The organism is Archangium sp. Cb G35 (assembly GCF_001896145.1).
GTDB lineage: Bacteria > Myxococcota > Myxococcia > Myxococcales > Myxococcaceae > Archangium > Archangium violaceum.
The window spans coordinates 36524-56366 of sequence record NZ_MPOI01000017.1; the positions used below are offsets into that span (position 1 = coordinate 36524).

Here is a 19843-nt window from a genome sequence, read left to right on the forward strand (position 1 = left end):
CGTTCACGAAGAGGCCTACTTCTTGGGAGCGTCCTTGGCGACCGGCGCATCCTTCGGCTTGGCCGAGGAGCTGTTGTAGTTCCGGATGACCTCGTTGGTCAGGTCATACTGGCTCATCGCGAACACCAGGCCGGAGTCCCGCTTCTCGAAGACCATGCCCAGGTTCTCGCGCTTGGCGATGCCGGCGATGACCTCGTCGATCTTCCCGATGATGGGCTCCATCTCCTTGCGCTCGCGCTCGGCGATCTCCGCGCGGCTCTTCTCGAACTTCTGCATCAGCTCCAGGTACTTCTTCTGGAAGTCGGCGGCCTTCTGAGCACGGACCTCCTCGCTCATGGCGCTGGCCTGCTTCTCCAGCGTCTCCTTCTCCTTGAGGAGGTTCTGCTGCTCCTGGGCGATCTCCTTCTCACGCCCCTCCACCCACTTCTGGAGCCGGTTCTTGGCGGCCTTGCCATCCGCCACCTCGACCAGGACGCGCTGATAGTCCACGTAGGCGACCTTCAGGTCCTGGGCGGCGGCCAGGGTCGGAACAGCGAGCGAGAGAGACAGGGCCAGAACCGACAGTTTGCTTCGAAGCGACATGTGCGACAGCTCCTCGGAGAGGTTTGGAAAGTCCGACGTTCCGGCCCCCTTCCCTGTTCAACGGCCGTGAAATCGGCCGGTTGGGAAGCGGGCAGGCCGCCTGTCAGAAGAAATTGCCGATCGTAAACTCGAAGAGGATGGGCTCGTCTTCCGTGCGCTTGTTGAGCGGGATTCCCCACTCGAAGCGCAAGGGACCGACCGGCGAGAACCAGCGGAAGCCGAAGCCCACCGAGGTGAACAGGCCCGCCAGCGGCAACGGCACACCCCGGTCATTGCGGATGACGAAGAAGTTCTCGTTGGCGGCGAACGCGTTACCCGCGTCGAAGAAGACGACGCCGCGGATGCCGGCCTTCTCGAAGACGGGGAACTCGAGCTCGAGGTTGAGGATGAACTGCTTGTTGCCACCCACGTTGAGCCGCTCGACGGGAGCGTCCGGCGAGCCCGAGCTGGGCGCCAGCAGCGAGGGGCTGATGCTGCGCAGCAGGTAGCCGCGCACCGAGTTGATACCACCCAGGTAGTAGAGCTCGGAGATGGGCAGCGGCCGGTTGGCATCCAACTGCTGGATGTAGCCCACGGTGGCGTTCGTCTTGAAGACGGCGCCCAGGGGCATGGGGAAGTAGAGGCGCGAGTAGGCGGTGTAGCGCGTGAAGAGGAACGGCGAGTTGCCGATGCCCAGGAAGGGCGGCGCGTACTCCACCGAGCCGTAGTGGATGAAGCCCTTGGAGGGGAACAGGCGGTTGTTGCGCTTGTCGTAGGTGACCGAGAAGCGCACCGAGCTCGTCACGCCGCTGAGGAAGCGGTTGGCCAGCAGCACGCCGCCGAAGTCCTGCGAGGCCGACACGTTCACGTGCTCTTGCGAGTAGCCCACGTTGAGGAGCAGGTCCTCGATCACCTGGTAGCCCAGCGACAGGTTGCCGCCGGTGGACTGACGGGTGAAGTCGACGTAGTCCGCCTCTACGCGGAAGAAGTCGGCGGACAGCAGGAAGTTGGTGTCCAGGAAGTACGGATCGAAGAAGGACAGCTGGACGAGCGAGCGCAGGCTGGAGATCTGCGCCGAGGCCGACACGCTCTGGCCCCACCCCAGGAAGTTGTTCTGCGACACCTGGGCCGTGAAGATGAAGTTCTCCACGTTGGAGAAGCCGAGGCCCACCTGGAAGGTACCGGTGGCCTTCTCCTTCACCTCCACCTGGATGACGATGGAGTCGTCGCGGCTGCCCGGGCGCTGGGTGACTTCCACCGTCTCGAAGAAGCCGAGCGCCGTCACGCGCTCCTTGCTGCGGCGCACGCCGGTGCCACTGTAGAGCTCACCCTCGTAGACGCGCAGCTCGCGGCGGATGACCTTGTCGCGCGTCTTGGTGTTGCCCACGAGCTCGATGCGCTCGACGGTGACCTGGGGGCCCTTCTGCACGTCGAACGTCAGGTCCACCGTCTTGGTGTCCGCGTTGACGTTGGTGACGGGGTTGATGTTGGCGTAGGCGTAGCCGCGGTCGTAGTAGACGTCCGTGATGGACTGGATGTCCTGGCCCAGCTCGGTGCGGCTGAAGTGCCGGCCCGTCCCGGAGCTCATCAACGTGGCCAGCTCCTCCTTGGGAATCACCAGGTCGCCAGAGAAGTCGATCTTCCCGATGTCGTAGCGATCACCCTCGGTCAGCTTGATGGTGATGTAGATGTCGCGCTTGTCGGCGGAGAGCGAGACGGTGGGCTTGTCCACGCGGACGTTGATGTAGCCCTCGTCGTAGTAGGTGGCCTGGATGACCGCCAGGTCGCGCTGGAAGGCCTCCTCGCGGTAGGTGCCCTCGCCGGTGACGAAGGAGAGGTAGCCACCCTCCTTGGTGATCATCACGTCCTTGAGCTTGGAGACGGACACCTGCTCCGCGCCCAGGAAGACGATGTCCTTCACCATCACCTTGGAGTTCTCGTCGATGACGAACACCACATCGACCTGGCCGCCCTCCACGGGGGAGATCTCGTGGGTGACCTCGGCGAGGAAGTAGCCCTTGTCGATGTACTTCTCCTGGATCTTCTTCTGGGTGCGGCGCACCGCGTCCATGTCCAGGATGGTGAGGGCCTTGACCTCGATGGACTCCTTGAGGTCGTCCTGGCTGAGCTCCTCGTTGCCGCGCAGCTTCACGGCGCGGATGGAGGGCCGCTCCTGGACGCGCACCACGTAGACGATGCCGCCGTTGGGCAGGCGCTGCGTCAAGAGTTGAACATCGGCGAAGTAGCCGAGCGCCCAGACGGCGCGGAGATCCTCGGCGGTACGGTCCTCGTCGAAAATCTCACCGGCCTTGGTGCGAAGGGCGCGGCGGATGGCCTCGCCCTCGACGCGGCGGTTGCCCTCGATGCGGATGTCGGTGACCTCGTCCTCCCGGACCTCCCGCTCGGGGGCGGCGGGGGCTTCGGAGCCGGGCGTGGCGGGAGCCGGGGGAAGAGCCTCGGCGGGGACGGAGGCCGGAGGCGGGGTGGCCTTGTCCGCCTGCGCGAGCACGCGACCGGGCATCACCGTCCATGCGGCGACGAGGAGCGGAACCAGGAACCTGAGCGAGAGAACGGGGAGCCTCAAGAGAGCGTTCGGCCTGTGAAGGGCGGGGCAATCTACGGGAGGAATTCGGCGGGTCTCAATGGGAAATCGCCGGGAGGGGGGCCAGGAAGTCAAGCCTCGGTCACCTGGCCGGCCACCAACCGCAGCCTTCGGGGCATGGAACGGGCCAGAACCTCGTTGTGGGTGACTACCACGGCGGTGATGCCCAGGTCCCGGTTCACCTCGCGCAGCAACTGGTGGATGCCCTCTCCGGTGGCGGGGTCCAGGTTGCCGGTGGGCTCGTCGGCGAGCAGTACCGCCGGCTTGAGCACCAGGGCCCGGGCCAGGGCCACGCGCTGGGCCTCGCCGCCGGACAGCTCCCCGGGGCGGTGCTCCACCCGGCTGCCCAGCCCCACCCGCTCCAGTAATTCCCGCGAGTAGGTATAGGTCTCGGTCCGGTCCCGCCGCTGGATGAGGGCCGGCATGGCCACGTTCTCCAGGGCGGTGAACTCGGGCAGCAGGTAGTGGCTCTGGAAGACGAAGCCGATGGTGCGGTTGCGGAAGTCGGCGATCTCCGCGTCGTTCATCGCGAACACGTTGCGGCCCTCGAAGCGCAGCTCGCCCGCGGCCGGGATGTCCAGCGTGCCCAGCACGTGCAGGAAGGTGCTCTTCCCCGCTCCGGACGCACCGATGAGGCTCACCAGCTCGCCCTTCTCGATGTCCAGCGACACGCCACGCAGCACGTCGATGCGCTTGCCGTGCAGGAAGTAGCTCTTGAAGACGTTGTGGATGGAGAGCAGCGCCATCTTCTTCACTCCGCCTTCAGGCCTTCCACCGGCTCCACGCTGCTCGCCTTGAGCGCGGGATAGATGGAAGCCAGGTAGGTGACCAGGACCGCGATGACCACCGCGAGCGCGGTCTGCACCGGCTCGATCTTCACCGGCAGTGCGGGGATGTAATAGACGGACGGGTCCAGTTTGATGCCCACCTTCAGGATGAAGTAGCACCACGCCAGGCCGGACAGGAGCCCCAACAGGCCCCCCGCCACGCCAATCTGTAGACCCTCGGCGAGGAATATCTTCACGATGCCGCCATCGGAGACACCGAGTGCCTTGAGCACGGCGATCTCCTTGCGCTTCTCCAGCACGAGCATGATGACGGTGGCCACGATGAGGCCGGCGGCCACCACGATGATGATGGACAGGATGATGCCCATCACCAGCTTCTCCAGCCGGAGCGCGGAGAAGATGTTGCGGTGGATTTCACCCCAGTCGCGCGAGCGGTAGGGGTAGCCACCCAGCTCGCGGGACACCGCCTGGGAGATGCGCCGGGCGTCGTCCACGTCCGCCACCTTCAGCTCGATGCCGCTGGGGCCATCGGTACCGAAGAGCTTCTGCGCCTCGGCCAGCAGGATGTAGGCGAACTTGGCGTCGTACTCGTACATGCCCGAGTAGAAGATGCCGGCCACGCGGAAGGCGCGGCTCTTGGGGATGAGGCCGGCGGGGCCCAGCTCGGCGCCCTGCGGGGAGATGACGTTCACCCGGTCCCCCACCACCACCCGGAGGATGGCGGCCAGTTCCCGGCCGAGGATGATGCCGGGCAGCACCTTGTCCGAGGCGCTCGTCGTGGACTTGCCGATGATCGGGTCCTCGGCCTCTTCCTCCTCGGGCTCATCGGGCTGCTTGCCGAACATCGTGCGCCGGGGGGCGATCTTCTGCGGCTGCTCGAGGTGATCCAGGTTGCCACCCGGCTGCATGTTCTGGCGCAGGTCCAACACCGAGCCCACCGTCTCCGGGTCGATGCCCTTGAGCACGATGCCCTGCACCTCGTCATCGGCGAGCACCATCACCGGGTTGTCGATGGACGGCGTCTGGCCCTGCACGCCGGGCACCTTGGCGATCTGCCCCATCAGCCGCTTGTACTCGGGCAGCTGGCCCGCGTACTTGGACACCACCACGTGCGAGTGGGCTCCGAGGATCTTCTTCTGGAGGTCCTCCTCGAAGCCGCTCATCACCGACAGGACGATGATGAGCGCCATCACGCCCACGCCCACGCCGCCCACCGAGAGCGCCGTCATCATCATGGTGGGCGACTGCTCGCGCAGCTTGAGGTTGTTGAGCGCGGAGGCGGCGGCGAGCGGATCCTTCAGGCCCAGGGCCCGGATGCGCGTGCGCTCCACGGCCGCCTCCACCGCGCGGATGATGCCGTAGACGATGAGCGGCGGGACGATGCCGAACATCAGCACCGCCAGCGTGCCCAGCAGCAGCGAGGGCCGGAAGACACCCACGTGGCGGCGGGCCACGAAGAGCTCGAAGCCCACCCGCAGGTCCAACCGTCCGCTGCCCGCGGCGATGAAGCCGGTGTTGATGCCCAGCACCAGCATGAGCACCAGCAGCGAGAAGACGAGCCAGTAGCCAATCACCGGGCGGCCGAGCATGTCCGCCAGGTACGTCACCTCGCGCAGCCGGTAGCCCAGCGACAGCTGGAGATCCGGCAGCTGCTCCATCAGCGTCAGCAGGATGGGCACGGGCAGGCCCAGGTAGATGACACCGATGGTGGCCTCGGGCATGGCCACCCGCCGCGCACGCGAGGCGCCCACGAAGCCACACGCGAAGGCGACCAGCGACGCGACGATCAACGACACGGCGAAGGCGACCGTCGGCGCCAGCCCCGACGACTCCCCCGCCGATGCGGAGCCGCCCCCGCTGGACAGGAACGTCTGCAGGAGGATGAGCACCAGCTCCGCCAGCAAGACGCCGCCGCCGTAGGCGCCCAGGGTGCTCCAGTAGAAGTCCCGGTACTGGGCCAGCCGCGGGTACAGCGTCGCGCCAGCGGCCGGACTCGGACCCTCGGAGGAGGCCGGGGCGCGCCGGATGCCGGAGGCGATGACCCCCCAGCCGGCCAGCCAGGCCGCCGCACCGGCGATGACGTACTCGGTCCCGACGGGCTTCACCGCGGACGGCAGGGCCGATTGCATCGACTGCATGCCGAGCGCGTTGAGTGCCTGCAGCAGCCCGCCCCAGCTGAGGGTGGACAAGCCGAGCGTGCCGGCCACACGCGCCCAGGCGTCGGCGCGGGTGATGGCCAGGCCGAGCAGCACGGCCCCCACGAGCGCCACGAGGGCGCCGCTCCAGATGAGACTCCAGCGGTAGACGGTCTGCCGTTCGGCGTTCACGAGATTCCCTGCCTACTTCGCAAGCGGCTTGAGGAGGGGGAAGAGGATGACGTCGCGGATCGACGGTGCGTCCGTGAACAGCATCGCGACGCGATCAATCCCGATGCCCTCGCCGGCCGTGGGCGGCATGCCGTGCTCCAGGGCACGGATGTAGTCCTCGTCGTAGTCCATCGTCTCCTGCTGGCCGCGCTGCTTGGCGTCCAGCTGGGCGAGGAAGCGCTCCTTCTGATCGAGCGGGTCATTCAGCTCGGAGAAGGCATTGCCGATCTCCCGGCCGGCGACGAAGAGCTCGAAGCGGTCGGTGATGTCCGGGTTCTGGTCGTTGCGGCGCGCCAGGGGGCTGACGGCGGTCGGGTAGTGGGTGATGAACGTGGGGTGCACCAGCTTCTGCTCCACGTGGTGCTCGAAGAGCGCGCCCACCAGCTCGCCGTGGTGCATGGTCTCCACGGCGCGGCGCTCGGCCTCGCCATGCGACGTCTTGAGCAGCTCGCTCCGCAGCCGCTCCGGGTCCGCCATGTCCTTGTCGCTCAGGGAGGGCACCACCTCGCGGATGGCCTCGGTCATGGGGATGCGCTTCCACCCCTTGCCGAAGTCCAGCACGTGCCCCTGGTACGTCACCTTGGTGTCGCCCGTCACCGCCTTCGCCGCGCCCGAGAGCATCTCCTCGGTGAGGTCCATCAGGTCCTCGAACGTGGCGTAGGCCTGGTAGAACTCGAGCATCGTGAACTCGGGGTTGTGCCGGGTGCTGATGCCCTCGTTGCGGAAGTTGCGGTTGATCTCGTAGACGCGCTCGATGCCGCCCACCACCAGGCGCTTGAGGTACAGCTCCGGGGCGATCCGCATGTACAGATCGATGTCCAGGGCGTTGTGGTGGGTGCGGAAGGGCCGGGCCGCCGCGCCGGACACCAGCGGGTGCATCATCGGCGTCTCCACCTCGACGAAGTCACGCGTGTCGAGGAAGTCCCGGATGAAGCGCACCAGCTTGTTGCGCTTGAGGAAGACCTGCTTCACGTCCGGGTTGGACACCATGTCGAGGTAGCGCTGGCGGTAGCGGACCTCGACGTCCGTGAGGCCGTGCCACTTCTCGGGCAGGGGCCGCAGGGACTTGGTGAGCGGCACGAACTTCGTGGCGGACAGGGTCAGCTCGCCCGTCTTCGAGCGGAACACCGCGCCCTGGGCGGCGACGAAGTCACCCATGTCCGTGAGCTTGAAGAGCTCGTAGGCGTCCCCGAGGGCGTCCTTCTTGAGGTGGACCTGGATCTCCCCCGAGCGGTCGCGCAGCTTGACGAAGGCGGCCTTGCCGAAGCTGCGCACGGCCACGATGCGGCCGGCCACGTCATAGACGGCGGGCTCGGCCTTCTCGAGCTCCTCCATGGACTGGCTGCCGTGACGGGTGAGGATCTCCGCGGCCAGGTGCTGGGGGCGGTAGCCGTTGCCGTACGGGTTGAAGCCGGAATCCCGCCATTTGCGCCCCTTCTCGAGGCGCTGGTCGTAGATTTCCTGCTCCTTGGACCCGAGGTCCGCTTCCGCGTTCTTGTTCTCTGGAGTGTCAGCCATGGGCGTAGGGGCGCGGCACCGTAGCCAAGCCCACCCCGGGACGCAATGAATGGCTGGAAGGGATGTTCCCGAAAAGACCCGGCCCGGCCCGTCTCAGGGCGCGGACATGATGAGGAAGGCCCCCACTGCGGCCGCGATGAGCAGCGGAATGAGGATCTCCACCGGCAGCCGGTAGTGCGCGTGCATCTGGTGCAGCCGCTTGAGGCCAAAGCGCCGCTGGCGCTTCACCCGCGTCATCACCATGGAGGCCAGCGCCGGGGGCGCCTTCTGCTTCTCCACGTTGCGCACCCGCAGCACGGTGGCCGAATAGCGCTGCCACCCCTGCGCGCAGTCACCGCACTCGTCCAGGTGCGAACGCACCGCCTGGGCCTTGTCGGCCGGAAGCTCCTCATCGGCGAGGGCGATGAAGAGGGCCTTGGTCTCGCGGTGGCTGAGCTGCGCTGGCATATCCCGGAGTCTCCGCTGAAAACCGTTCATTCCTCAAGCCGCCCCAGGAGATCCGCCAGCTTCTCCCGTGCCCGGTGGAGCCGACTCTTCACAGTACCCAACGCCAGCTCCGTGATGTCGACGATTTCCTCGTATGACAACCCCTCGATGTCCCTCAGGGCCACCAGCATCCGGGCGTCCGGCTCCAACTGGGAGATGGCCCACTGCACCCGCGCCTGTTCCCTGGCCGACTCCAGCGCCGCGTCCGGGCCCGGCGGCGAGCCCAACAGGTCCGCCAACGCCCCCTCGCTCTGCTCGCCGTACTCCTCCGAGCGTCCCCTGCCCCGCCGCTTCAGGTACTTCAGCCGGTTGATGCAGTGGTTCTTTCCAATCCGGAACAACCACGTGGACAGCTTCGAGTCCTCCCGGAAGCGCGACAGGTTCTGGTGGGCGCTCACGAAAACGTCCTGCACCAGATCGTTCGCCTCCTCCCGGTCCCCCAGCATCCGCACGCAGAAGTCGTAGAGCCGGTCCTGGTGCGTGTTCACCAGCGACTCGAAGGCCTCCGGCTCTCCCCGCCGCAGGCGCGCCAGCAACAGACGCTCCTCGCGCGCGGCGGCCTCGGCTTCGGCGGACACCGGCGTTCCCTCTGTCTCCATCCCGAGCACCCCGCTCGAAGACACCGGTGACCTCCCCACGTGGCCTACACCGCGCGCTTCCATCCTACCCCGCTCCGTTTCTCCCTGTTCCACGGCCTCGGACAACGAGGCCATGGAAAGGTTCCACGGGACTTCCGGGCAATTACTCGGGGACGTTGCGGTTGGGGTTCTTCACACCCATGAGCTGGGCGGTGACGAACTCCTCGAGGCTGCCGTCCAGGACGGCGTCCACGTTGCCCGTCTCCACGCCGGTGCGCAGGTCCTTCACCATGCGGTAGGGCGCGAGCACGTAGGAGCGGATCTGCGAGCCGAAGGAGATGTCCTTCTTCTGGGCCTCGGCGGCGGCCTGCTCGGCCTCGCGCTTCTTGAGCTCCAGCTCGTAGAGGCGGGCGCGGAGGATCTTGAAGGCCATGTCCTTGTTGGCCGACTGCGAGCGCTCCGTCTGGCAGGTGATGAGGATGTTGGTGGGCAGGTGGCGCAACTGCGCCGTGGAGGAGGTCTTGTTGACCTTCTGACCGCCCGCGCCACCGCCGCGGATGAACTTCAGCTCGTAGTCCTTCTCCGGGATGTCGATCTTGATGGTGTCATCCACCTCCGGATAGACGTCCACCGAGGCGAAGGCCGTCTGCCGGCGCGCGTTGGCGTCGAAGGGGCTGATGCGCACCAGCCGGTGCACGCCCACCTCGGCCTTGAGGTAGCCGTAGGCGAACTCGCCCTCGATCCGCAGCGAGACGTTCTTGAAGCCGGCCTCTTCGCCCTCCACCGCGTCGTTGATCTCGACCTTCCAGCCCTTGGTCTCGCAGTAGCGCGTGTACATGCGCATGAGCATGGCGGCCCAGTCCATGGAGTCCGTGCCGCCCGCGCCCGCGTTGATGTCCATGAAGCAGTGGGAGCGGTCCTGCTCGCCGGAGAGCATCCGCGCCAGCTCCAGCTTCGCGACCTCCGCCTCGAGCGTGCCGAGCGACTCCTCGGCCTCCTTCGCGCTGGCCTCGTCGTTGAGCTCGGCGGCGAGCTCGAAGAGCACCTGGGCGTCATCCAGGCCGCGCATCGTCTTCTCATAGGCGCTCACGCTCGACTCGAGCGTGGTCTTCTCCTTGAGCATCGCCTGCGCCTTGGTGTTGTCGTCCCAGAAGTTGGGGAGCGTGGACTCGCGCTCGATCAGTGCGATGCGGGACCTCTTGCGATCGAGGTCAAAGATGCCCCCGGAGCGCGAGCAGCCGCTCCCGAAGTCCGTTGATCTTCTCCATCGAGTCGTTGGCCATGTGTGTCGTGTCCTCGGTGTGCGCGAGGGGTACCCGCGCGCGATTGCCGGATGATCAGCTACCGGAAGCCTTCAGGGAAGGAGACAGTGGCTCCGCGGGCCGGGCCGACGGAGCCGCGAGACGGGCCAGGGTGCACGCCCCCTCCAGGCCCATCGACAGGGGGAGCAGGAGCGCGATGAGGCGCCAGTTGTCCTGGTCGAACGTGGGCAGCACCTTGAGCACCAGCCCCAGCACGCCCAGCGCCGCCAGCGTCCGCCACAGGCGCCGCAGCCGCTCGAGGGCCCGGGGCGAGCCGCGCATCAACTGGATGCCCAGGGGGACGGCCAGCAGGGTGAGCGGGTTGGCCAGGAAGAGGTTCTCGTTGCGGTACGTGACCGTGTGGTCGGTGAACAGCCACATGATGAACAGGGCGAGGCCCGGAATCCCGGCCACCAGGCCCACCAGCAGGTTCTGCAGGCCGAGCAGGATGCGCGGCGCCCGGGCTCCCCCGCTCCGGCCGAGCCAGAACCCCAGAGCCGCCGCGACGCCGCCCAGCAGCAGTCCCAGCACCAGCAGCACGGGCGCGTACTTCGGCGGCTCCGCGGGCGTCACCGGGCGGCCCTGCGCCGCGTAGATGTTGATCGTCTTCGCGACCAGCGGGTGCTTCTGCCCGTCCTCCCCCACCACCTGCAGCTCCGCCGCCTGACGCTCCAGCTCATCCGGGAGGAAGGCCTCCTGCCAGCGGGTGACGGGCTTGTCGATCTCGTCGTTCATCAGGAAGTCGAGCAGCAGGCCCATGGCCGGGCCGACGTCCGAGTAACGGCGCGTGTGGTCGCGCAGCGTCATGCGCCCGGGTCCACTCATGGCCTGGTGGAACTGGCCGCCCACCACCTTGTCGATGGCGTCGCGCAGCCGCGTCACGCAGTTGTCGTTGTAGTGGTGGTAGAGGTAGTGCCGGTTCTCCGGCAGCACGTTCACGGCGAGCAGCCGTCCCATCTCCACCTTCTGCGCGGGCGACAGGTTCAGCTCCTGCAGCCGCACGTCCCGGTTCAGCGAGCGGTAGAAGCGGAAGGTGCCCCCGGGGCCGGCGTCGTCCACCCAGAACTCGAGCCGCCCCATGGCGTAGCGGGCCAGCATGGTCGAGTCGAAGGAGAACATGCCGTAGTTGTAGAGGCGCGACTGCTTCAGCCGCTGATCCTCCACCACCAGCGAGCCGTGCCCGAACCACGACGCCACGTCATCCCCGGGCCCGAAGGTGACCAGGTAGATGCTCAGGTCCTGGCCCTGGCTCTCGCCCGTCCCCCAGGGAGGCAGCTCCTGGGCATGCGTCGGGGTGGAGGCCAGCAGCAACAGGCCGAACAGGCAGGTCAGCAATGGAGCAAGACGAGGCATTGTCCGTCCCAACAAATGAGGGCGGGCCTACCTATCATGCGCACCGCCCGACTCAACTCCGAGAGTGGCTGGCAGGTGAGCGGGCGTCCAGGGCATTCCCACCCCGGCCCACGGCGCGCGTGCCCTCACGTCATGAGCTTGCGGGCCCGGGGGGCCACGGCGTCGCCCACCATGCCGCTCTCGCCGAGCAGCCGCTCCTCGGTGCGCGCCATCTTCTGCGCGTCCTTGGGGCGCTCGTGGTCGTACCCCAGCAGGTGCAACAGGCCGTGGGCCAGGTAGCGCGCCACCTCGGCCTCGAGCGTCCGCTCGTACTCCTTGGCCTGCTTCTTCGCCGTGTCCAGGGAGATGACCACGTCCCCGAGCTGCCTCGGCCCGGGCGTGCCCTTGGGCAGGTCCCCCGCCGGGAAGCTCAGCACGTCCGTCGCCTTGTCCTTCTTGCGCCACGTGCGGTTGAGCCGGCGGATGGCGTGGTCTCCCACCAGGGAGATGGACAGCTCGCACCCCGTCAGCTCCAGCTTGCGCAGGAACGTCTCCGCCAGCTCCGTCACCTGCTTGGAGAAGCGCTTGCCCTGCGGGTGCGCCACCTGCACCGTCACCCGGTTGGCCTGCTCCTCCTCGGGCTCCTCCTCGAAGTGGGCCAGCTCCACCCGGAAGGCCGGCGCGCACACCGAGTAGTAGTCACACGCGCCCTGCCCATCGTTGCGGTGCACCACCCGGTGGTCCCGCGGCACCATCCCCAGCTCCCCTTCCCCGATGAGCTGGCGCCGGCCGTCCACCACCAGCGTCAGCTCCCCCTTGAGGACGATGACCACCTCGTCGAACGCGGCGGTCCGCGCCGGCCCGGACCAGCCCGGCGGCGCCAGCATCCGGGCCACCGACATGGAGTCGGTCCCCGTCGTCGCCGCGCCCACGAACTCCTCGATGCGCTTCCCATCCTCGCGCGGGATGATCTTGCCCTTGCGCAGCTTCACCACGTTCGGCCTCCTCCGCTGCTTCAGGTGCCCGTGCCCGCCGGGCGCGCCTTGCCATCCTGCTTCGTCGTCGTCCCCGCCACCGTCAGCGCCGCCCCCTTGGGGCCCGCCTGCAGCGCTCCCGCCGGGTACTCCGGGCGCGCATGGTAGATGCCCTCCAGCGTGTGCAGGAAGGACTGTGCGATGAGGTTCAGGTCCCTCAGCGTCAGGTCACACTCGTCCAGCTGCCCCTCGGAGAAGATGAGGTTGATCATCTTCTGCACCTGGGACTGCAACCGGGGCGTGGTGGGCTCGGGCAGCGCGCGCGTCGAGGCCTCCACGGCGTCGGCGATCATCACCAGCGCCGCCTCGCGGAACTGCGGCTTGGGGCCCGGGTAGCGGAAGATGCTCTCGTCGATGGGCTGAGCACCTTCCTTGCCCTCCTGCTCCTTGACGGCCTTGTGGAAGAAGTAGCCCACCAGCCGCGTGCCGTGGTGCTGCGGAATCGCATCCGCCACCAGCTTGGGCAGCCGGTACTGGCGCGCCATCTCCAGCCCCTCGGTGACGTGGCGCTTGATGATGACGGCGCTCATCGCCGGGGCGAGGCTGTCGTGCTTGTTGTCGCCCTTCTGGTTCTCGCCGAAGTAGAGCGGATTCCGGCCCTTGCCGATGTCGTGGTAGTAGGCGCACGAGCGCGCCAGCAGCGGGTTGGCTCCAATGGCCTCCGCCGCGTTCTCCACCAACGTGCCGATGATGATGGAGTGGTGGTAGGTGCCCGGCGCCTGGACGATGAGCTCCTTGAGCGCCGGGTGGTTGAGGTTGGCCAGCTCCAGCAGCTTCAGGTCCGACGCGTAGCCGAACACGGACTCGATGAGCGGCGTGAGCGCCATCACCATCACCGGCACCGCCAGGGCCGTGCCCGTGAAGGCGAACAGGGCCGTGATGAGCGTGTCCGGGGTGAGCCCCTTGCCCTCGGCCAGGAAGAGGCAGAGGACCGCCACCAGGTTGACGCCACCGGAGACCACACCCGCCCGGAAGAGGCCCACCCGGTCCTTGGCGTGGGCGACACGGTCCGCCGCCACCAGCGCGCCCACCAGCGCGTAGATGCCGAAGGACAGCGAGTTGCCCAGCATCACCCCGCACAGGCTCGCCAGCACCAGCGCGAAGAAGAGCGCCAGCTCCTCGGAGAGGATGAAGCGCACCAGCATGGCCCCGGCCGCCACCGGGAAGGCGTAATAGAAGGCCTCCAGGGGAATGGCCGTGTACCGGTCCTGCACCGCGTCCGCGATGGACACCCACACCTGCAGCAGGCCCAGCATGGCCACCAGCAGCAGGCCCAGCAGCATCGCGTCCTTGCGCGTGGGGCGGAAGCGCCGGAAGGCCGCCCGGCAGAAGGCGTAGATGGCCGAGATGAGCAGCGCCACCAGCCCCGTGCCACCCACCTGCAACTGCACCAGGTCCAGCCGGTCCGTCTGCGCCCGCATGCCGCGGATGGCCACCAGGTGCGCCTCGTTGACCAGTTCCCCGTCCCCGATGACCCGCTGGCCCTTCTTGATGGAGATGACGGCGTCCTTCACCGCCGCCGCCGCCTGGCGCCGCCGCGCGTCCGTCTCCGCCAGATTGATGGTGAGGTTGGGCCGCACCAGCCGCTTGGACAGCCTCAGCACCGCCCGCCGCTGCACGCCCGGCGCGTCCGGCAGCAGGTTGCCCGGGATGGACGCGAACCGGTCCATCTCCATGTGCGCCTCGCGCACGTCCACCACCGTGGGCGCCGTCCCCGGCAGCGTCTGCTCGCCCTTGTGCCTCAGGTCCCGTACGGTGATGCCCTGCGGGCCCTCGCGCGACACCTCCTCGCGCGAGTTGGTGATGTACACCGGGGTGGGCTCGGCGAAGCCGTACGCCCGCTCCACCAGCGCCACCGTGGCCTGCTCCACCGCCTCGGAGAAGCGCGCCGAGGCCAGCGCCTGGACGTCGTCATTGTCCAGCACCGCGTCCTTGCGCCCGAACAGCAGTCCCAGGAAGAGCTCGCGGTCCTCCGGAGTCACCAGGGACTGCTGCGCTGACTTGCGCGGCTGCGCCTTGCCCGCCTCCGGGGCCGCCCCCTCCTGCTGGGTGGCCTCCGCCCGGGCCGCCAGACGCTGACGCATCTCCTGGAAGGCCGCCCCCACCGACGCGCGGATCTCCAACAGCACGCCCGGGCTCAGGTCGTACACCGGCCGCACCGCGCCGCGCGCCTCCAGGCGCCGCTGCTCGGTCATCGACTGGTGGATGATTTCGTAGTCCCGCCCGGCCTTGAAGCCCGCGGGGGAGTTCGCCCGGAAGGGCTTGCCCAGGTGCTCCTCGGTGAGCGCCGGAATCTGCTGGCTGAAGAGGCCCGGAGAAATGACGAAACCGGCCGCCACCGACACCGTCAGTAGCAACAACACACTCGTCAGGCGCCGGCCCCAACGCGGGCCGAGCCGGAAGCGGTGGGCGAGCGCGTCCAGCGGACTGGGTCCGGGGGGCGACGAGTCCGGTTCGGCCATGGGGTTGTCCAACCTATGGGAGGCGTGGCGGGTTCATCAAGCAAAGCGGGCGGCGGGAATTCCCTCCGCCGCCCGCCGTCTGCTCACCCGGCCATCGAGCTAAGGAAAATCAAGGGGTTGGCGTGTCGGATTCAGACGCACCAGCAGCCACATCCGGTGCCGCTCCACCCGCCACCGCCGCTTCCGCTTCCTTCAGGGCCTTGGCGGCCTGCTGCGCCGCGTCGTACCGGTCGTAGGCGCGGATGACCTCCTGCACCAGCGGGTGACGAACCACGTCCACCTCGGTGAACTCGGAGAAGGAGATGCCCTCCACGTTCTTGAGGATGGAGCGCGCGTGGTGCAGGCCGCTCGTCTTTCCCACCGGCAGGTCCACCTGCGTCACGTCACCCGTGATGACCGCCTTGCTGTTGTAGCCCAGGCGGGTGAGGAACATCTTCATCTGCTCGATGGTGGTGTTCTGCGCCTCGTCGAGGATGACGAAGGAATCATTGAGCGTGCGGCCACGCATGAAGGCCAGCGGGGCCACCTCCACCACGCCCTGTTCGATGAGGTGCAGGGCGCGCTCCACGGCCATCATGTCGTGCAGCGCGTCGTAGAGCGGGCGCAGGTAGGGGTTGACCTTCTCGGCCAGGTCTCCGGGGAGGAAGCCGAGCTTCTCGCCGGCCTCGACGGCCGGACGCGCCAGGACGATGCGCTTGACCTTGCGCTCCTGCAGGGCGGCCACCGCCATGGCCATGGCGAGGTACGTCTTGCCGGTACCGGCGGGGCCGATGCCGAAGACGATGTCATGGGCGCGGATGGCATCCACGTAGCGCTTCTGCGCGATGCTCTTGGGGGCGATCTGCTTGTTGCCCGAGCTCTTGAGCACCGGGCTATTCATCACGTCCTGGAGAGACTCCGCCCCGCCGCGGCCGAGCACCTTGATGGCCTGCTCGACGTCCTCACGATAGATGGGACGGCCGGCGCGGATCATCTCCTCGAGGTTCTCCACGAGGCGCACCGTGAAGGCCACGGCGTCCGCCGGCCCGGACAAGTGGAGCTCGGTCCCCCGCTGTCCGACCCGGACGCCGAGCCGGCGCTCCATGAGCTTCAAGTTCTCGTTCTGGTTGCCACACAGTGCCAGGGTCGTCGCGTTATCGCGGACATCCACCTTGGCCGAGGTGGGGCTGACTGCTGCTTGAGCCTCTACTGTGGCGGGGTTTCGCAATTCGTCTAATCCCTCGGGACGGGTGTCGGACAATTCAAAGCCTCACTGTCAAGCTAACGTCCTCCCACTGCCAGCGAAAGGAGTAAGCGAGCAGCCCACCTAGCGCAGGGGAGACAGGAGGATGAACTGCCGATCTGACGTACGGCGGTAGTAGTAATCCTCCCGCCACGGGTAGCGGAGGTCCTCCTGCTGTAGGAGTCCCACCTCCACCAGGACATTCAAGCGCTCGGGGAGGGCGCCCTTTTCCAGTCGAAACACCTCCAGGGCGGCTTCGATTCGGGCCCGCTGGGCGCGCGCCAGGAGACGCTGGGCCGCCGGATCAGCGAACGAGGAGGCGGAGTCATCCCCCAGGTCCCAGGTGTCCGGCCGGAGCCGCGAGCCCACGAAGCCCAGCGCGGCCAGCACGACGACGGTGACGACGGCGCGGGCCACCACACCGCCCACCCGGACGAGCAGGTTGGCCGCTCCCCCCACGGAGGAGGCCCGGCCCGAGGCATGGTGGGCACGGATGTACTCGAGGTTGAGCAGGTTGACGAGCGCCTTGCTGGTCTCGAACTCGCCCATGCAGCTGAGGTCCACCAGCTTGCGCAGGTCGCGGCCGGGGGCGACGAGCTCGTAGACGCGGCGCTCGGAACTGCCGATGGACTGGAACTCGCCCTTGTTCTCGTCCTTCTTCTCCTCGGAGAAGGCGTCGTCGAAGGCGGCGTCGAAGTCGTCCTCCTCCTTCTTCTTGTTCTTGGGGTTGGGGGCCGGCAGCTCCTTGAGCCGCTCGAAGGTCATGGCCTCGCTGGAGATCTTCTTCCGGACGTGGGGCCACTCGTCCACCATCCGGAAGCCTTCCATCAGCACGCTCTCGGCACGCAGCGGTGTGATGGACTCGCTGTCCGGCTGGACCTCCTCCTGCTTGAACTCGTAGGTGCCCGCCTTCCAGAGGAAGAGCCCGTAGAGGGACTCCGTCACCTGGAGCTGCATCATCTGCTTGAGCTTCTGGGCGGAGATGGCACCGGTGCTGACGAGCACGTCACCCACGCGCTTGAGGGTGCGCTTCTGCGTCTCCAGCGCGCTCTCGAGCTGCTGCTCGGTGATGAGCTCGGCGCGCACCAGCATGTTGCCGATGAGATCCTTCTTCTTCCGGGTGACGCTCTCGGCGCGGACGATGGCGCCGTCCCGGAAGAAGACCTGGACCTCCTGCTCCTTGCTCTTGAGGAACAGGACACCCGTCTTCTGCTGCTGACCGATCAGCTGCAGGATGTCCGCGATACCAAAGTCCTTGAGCGTTCCCGTGAGGGCCATCGTCGGTCCCGGCCTACTCGTTCTGGCGGCGGTACAGGCCGCGCAACGTCAAAAGGTGGAGGGGAATGAGCAGCAGCAGCAGCGGCGCCAGCTTGAGGTACAGCGGAGCCTCGCCATACGGCGCGCGCAGCACCCCGGAGCGCAGCAGCACCCCGGACACCGCGAAGAGGAAGAAGAAGGCGTAGAGCGTGCCGCGGACCGGCAGCCCCTGGAACAGATGGCCCGCGCCGGACACCAGCGCGCCGACGGCGTACGACACGCCACTCTCCCACTGGCGGTGGCGCTCGATTTCAATCTGCTTGCGGGCCCGGACACGCGCCTCCACCGCGCCCTTGCGCGAGAAGGCGTTGACGCACTGGGCGCACATCTTGCTCGCCACGCCCAGCTCCTTGTCGCACCGGCGGCACACCGGGCGGCCGCACTTCTCGCACTCGCGCGAGGCCTTCATCGACTGGCCCGCGAAGCCGAGCCCGAAGGCCAGCAGCGCGCCCAGCACCGGCAGGCCCCAGGCGGTGAGGCCGGAGCCGCCCCCGAGCAGCCTGCGCGACAGCTGCGCCTCCACCCGTGCGCCGGCCTCCGGATCATCCGTGGGCGGCAGGTCCGCATCCACGAGCACGGGGGCGAGCAGCAGGCGGTTCATCAGCAGGCGATCCTCCGGCGGCCGCTGCCACATCAGCAGGCTGGAGTCGAGGCGCTGCGCGGCCTGGAGCGCATCGCGCGCCTTCTGGTTCTCGGAGCCAATCTCCGAGTCCGGAGCCACCGCGGCGCGGCGGCGGTACACCTCGGCCAGGTTGAAGGCGGGAGCGGCCAGTCCCGGATCCGCCGCCGAGGCCTCGGCGTACTTCCGTGCCGCTTCGTCCGTCTCGCCCTTGACCAGCAGCGCGTTGGCCCAGTTGGTCAGCAGGGCCGCGTGCGGGGCGCCGCTCATGGCCGACGCCGCCTTGTAGTGGGCGATGGCCTCGTCCAGCCGGCCGCGGCGGGCCTCGAAGCGCCCGAGCGCGAACAGCTCCGCGAACTCGATCTTGTACTCCTTGTCCTCGCTGCGCGCGCGCACCCGAGCCGCCACCACCTCCGCGGACAGGCCCCCGCGCTCCAGCATGTAGACGTCCTCGGCCACCGTCCCGGCGAAGGCCGACGTCTGGGCGATCTTCCCGGCGGCGAACGGCACGAAGGCCGCCGCCACCAGCAGCACCGCCCCCACCGCCCGCTCCAGCTTCGAGAGGTAGAACGACACCGACAACAGGAGGATGAGCAGCACGGGCACCAGGCCCAGCCGCAGCGCCACCGGCGTTCCAATCAACAGCAGCACCGCCAGGGCCGCGGACTGCCACCGCGCCGCCGCCCGGGGGAAGAGGTGGTGGAAGTCATGGAAGAAGAAGCGCGCCCGCCGCAGGAAGAGCACCCCCACCACCACCGCCGCCGTGGCCAGCACCGCCACCAGGAACACCGCGCCCAGGTCCGCCAGCGCCGGGCGCCGGTAGCGCGGATCCTTCAGCATCACCATCAGCGCGGCCTTGAGCTCCTGGCTGTACGCCCCCACGTCACCGGGCGAGCGGCGCGCATGGGCCTCGGCGAGCGCGAGCCGCGCATAGGGAAGGTTGGGCGAGAGCGACACCGCGTGCTGCAGCAACTGCAACGCACCGGCACCGTCGTTGGCCTTGCGCCGCCCCTCGGCCGCCCGGACGAAGCCGATGCTGAGCGACTCCATGTCCAGCGCGGCCACGTCGTCCTTGAGGGACACCAGTTCCTGCTGCGCCTTGCGCGCCGTCTCCATGTCCAGCGCGGCCACGGCCTTCCGCCACTTGTCCCAGGCGGCCTGTAGATCCGCGTCCGTCACCCGCGGGGCGAGGATGGGCGGAGGCGGAGGCCGGACCACGGGGGCGGGCGCGGGAGGCGGCGGCTTCGTCTCCACCGTCAGGGTGGCGGGCTTCTCGTCCACCGGAGGCGCGGCATCCTCCTCGTCCCGCCCCTTCTGGCCCTTGCGGTTCTTGCCGCGGCCCGCTCGCGGGCTGTCCTCCTCCGGCTCCTCCTCGGAGGAATCGTCGGAGCTCATCTCATCCGAGGGCTCGACCGTCATCTCCGACGGCTCCAACATGGACGGGTCGTCGTACCCGGGCTTCTCGGCGGGAGCCTGACGCTGGGACTTCTGCGCGGAGGGACGCGGCTTCTGCGCATGCGCCTGCCGCGCGGGCATCCACACGGCAAGGCACATCATCAACGACAGGAGGCGCAACAGGGGAAGGCGCGGCATTCAGGGTCCGGATGATAGGCGACGGGCCACCCCCACGGAAGTTGTCACCCCCGTTTCGCGGTTC

At 68.1% G+C, this 19843-nt stretch carries 14 protein-coding genes; all 14 read right to left on the reverse strand.

The features are described 5' to 3' along the window. Positions 1 to 15: 15 nt before the first annotated feature. The gene (locus BO221_RS42380) at positions 16 to 582 is read right to left on the reverse strand and encodes an OmpH family outer membrane protein (RefSeq protein ID WP_073566626.1); all 567 of its coding nucleotides are present in this window, start codon (positions 580 to 582) and stop codon (positions 16 to 18) included. A gap of 103 nt (positions 583 to 685) precedes the next feature. After that, on the reverse strand, positions 686 to 3082 hold the full coding sequence (gene bamA, locus BO221_RS42385; protein WP_198956299.1) for an outer membrane protein assembly factor BamA: 2397 nt from the start codon (positions 3080 to 3082) through the stop codon (positions 686 to 688). 152 nt (positions 3083 to 3234) lie between these two features. Continuing rightward, positions 3235 to 3909 carry an ABC transporter ATP-binding protein gene (locus tag BO221_RS42390; RefSeq protein ID WP_073566828.1) on the reverse strand — a complete coding sequence of 225 codons (675 nt, stop codon included), beginning with the start codon at positions 3907 to 3909 and terminating at the stop codon, positions 3235 to 3237. 5 nt (positions 3910 to 3914) lie between these two features. After that, the gene (locus BO221_RS42395; protein ID WP_073566627.1) at positions 3915 to 6278 is read right to left on the reverse strand and encodes an ABC transporter permease; all 2364 of its coding nucleotides are present in this window, start codon (positions 6276 to 6278) and stop codon (positions 3915 to 3917) included. A 12-nt stretch (positions 6279 to 6290) separates the two neighbouring features. Further along, positions 6291 to 7835 carry a lysine--tRNA ligase gene (gene lysS / locus BO221_RS42400; protein WP_073566628.1) on the reverse strand — a complete coding sequence of 515 codons (1545 nt, stop codon included), beginning with the start codon at positions 7833 to 7835 and terminating at the stop codon, positions 6291 to 6293. A gap of 93 nt (positions 7836 to 7928) precedes the next feature. Then, positions 7929 to 8282 carry an anti-sigma factor gene (locus BO221_RS42405; RefSeq protein ID WP_233166506.1) on the reverse strand — a complete coding sequence of 118 codons (354 nt, stop codon included), beginning with the start codon at positions 8280 to 8282 and terminating at the stop codon, positions 7929 to 7931. Positions 8283 to 8308: 26 nt separating this feature from the next. Next, complete coding sequence (locus BO221_RS42410) at positions 8309 to 8944, reverse strand: RNA polymerase sigma factor (protein ID WP_073566630.1); 636 nt, start codon at positions 8942 to 8944, stop codon at positions 8309 to 8311. Between the two features lie 118 nt (positions 8945 to 9062). Then, positions 9063 to 10182, reverse strand: a protein-coding gene (gene prfB, locus BO221_RS42415; protein WP_233166507.1) for a peptide chain release factor 2 whose coding sequence is annotated in 2 segments (ribosomal slippage) — positions 9063 to 10112 and positions 10114 to 10182 — 1119 coding nt in all. Because the reading frame shifts where the segments join, the coding sequence is not laid out codon by codon here. A gap of 54 nt (positions 10183 to 10236) precedes the next feature. Beyond that, positions 10237 to 11553, reverse strand: coding sequence for a DUF4105 domain-containing protein (locus BO221_RS42420; RefSeq protein WP_073566632.1), 1317 nt, complete (start codon positions 11551 to 11553; stop codon positions 10237 to 10239). Between the two features lie 125 nt (positions 11554 to 11678). Next, complete coding sequence (gene ybeY / locus BO221_RS42425) at positions 11679 to 12524, reverse strand: rRNA maturation RNase YbeY (RefSeq protein ID WP_073566829.1); 846 nt, start codon at positions 12522 to 12524, stop codon at positions 11679 to 11681. A gap of 23 nt (positions 12525 to 12547) precedes the next feature. Further along, positions 12548 to 15028, reverse strand: a complete 2481-nt coding sequence (locus tag BO221_RS42430) for an HD family phosphohydrolase (protein WP_073566633.1) — start codon at positions 15026 to 15028, stop codon at positions 12548 to 12550. 109 nt (positions 15029 to 15137) lie between these two features. Further along, positions 15138 to 16235, reverse strand: coding sequence for a PhoH family protein (locus tag BO221_RS42435; RefSeq protein ID WP_073566634.1), 1098 nt, complete (start codon positions 16233 to 16235; stop codon positions 15138 to 15140). Between the two features lie 99 nt (positions 16236 to 16334). Beyond that, entirely contained in the window at positions 16335 to 17528 is a 1194-nt protein-coding gene (locus BO221_RS42440; protein WP_073566635.1) for a DUF4388 domain-containing protein, read from the reverse strand. 13 nt (positions 17529 to 17541) lie between these two features. Continuing rightward, positions 17542 to 19779: a hypothetical protein gene (locus tag BO221_RS42445; RefSeq protein ID WP_073566636.1), complete on the reverse strand. Its 2238-nt coding sequence runs from the start codon at positions 19777 to 19779 to the stop codon at positions 17542 to 17544. Positions 19780 to 19843: the final 64 nt, after the last annotated feature.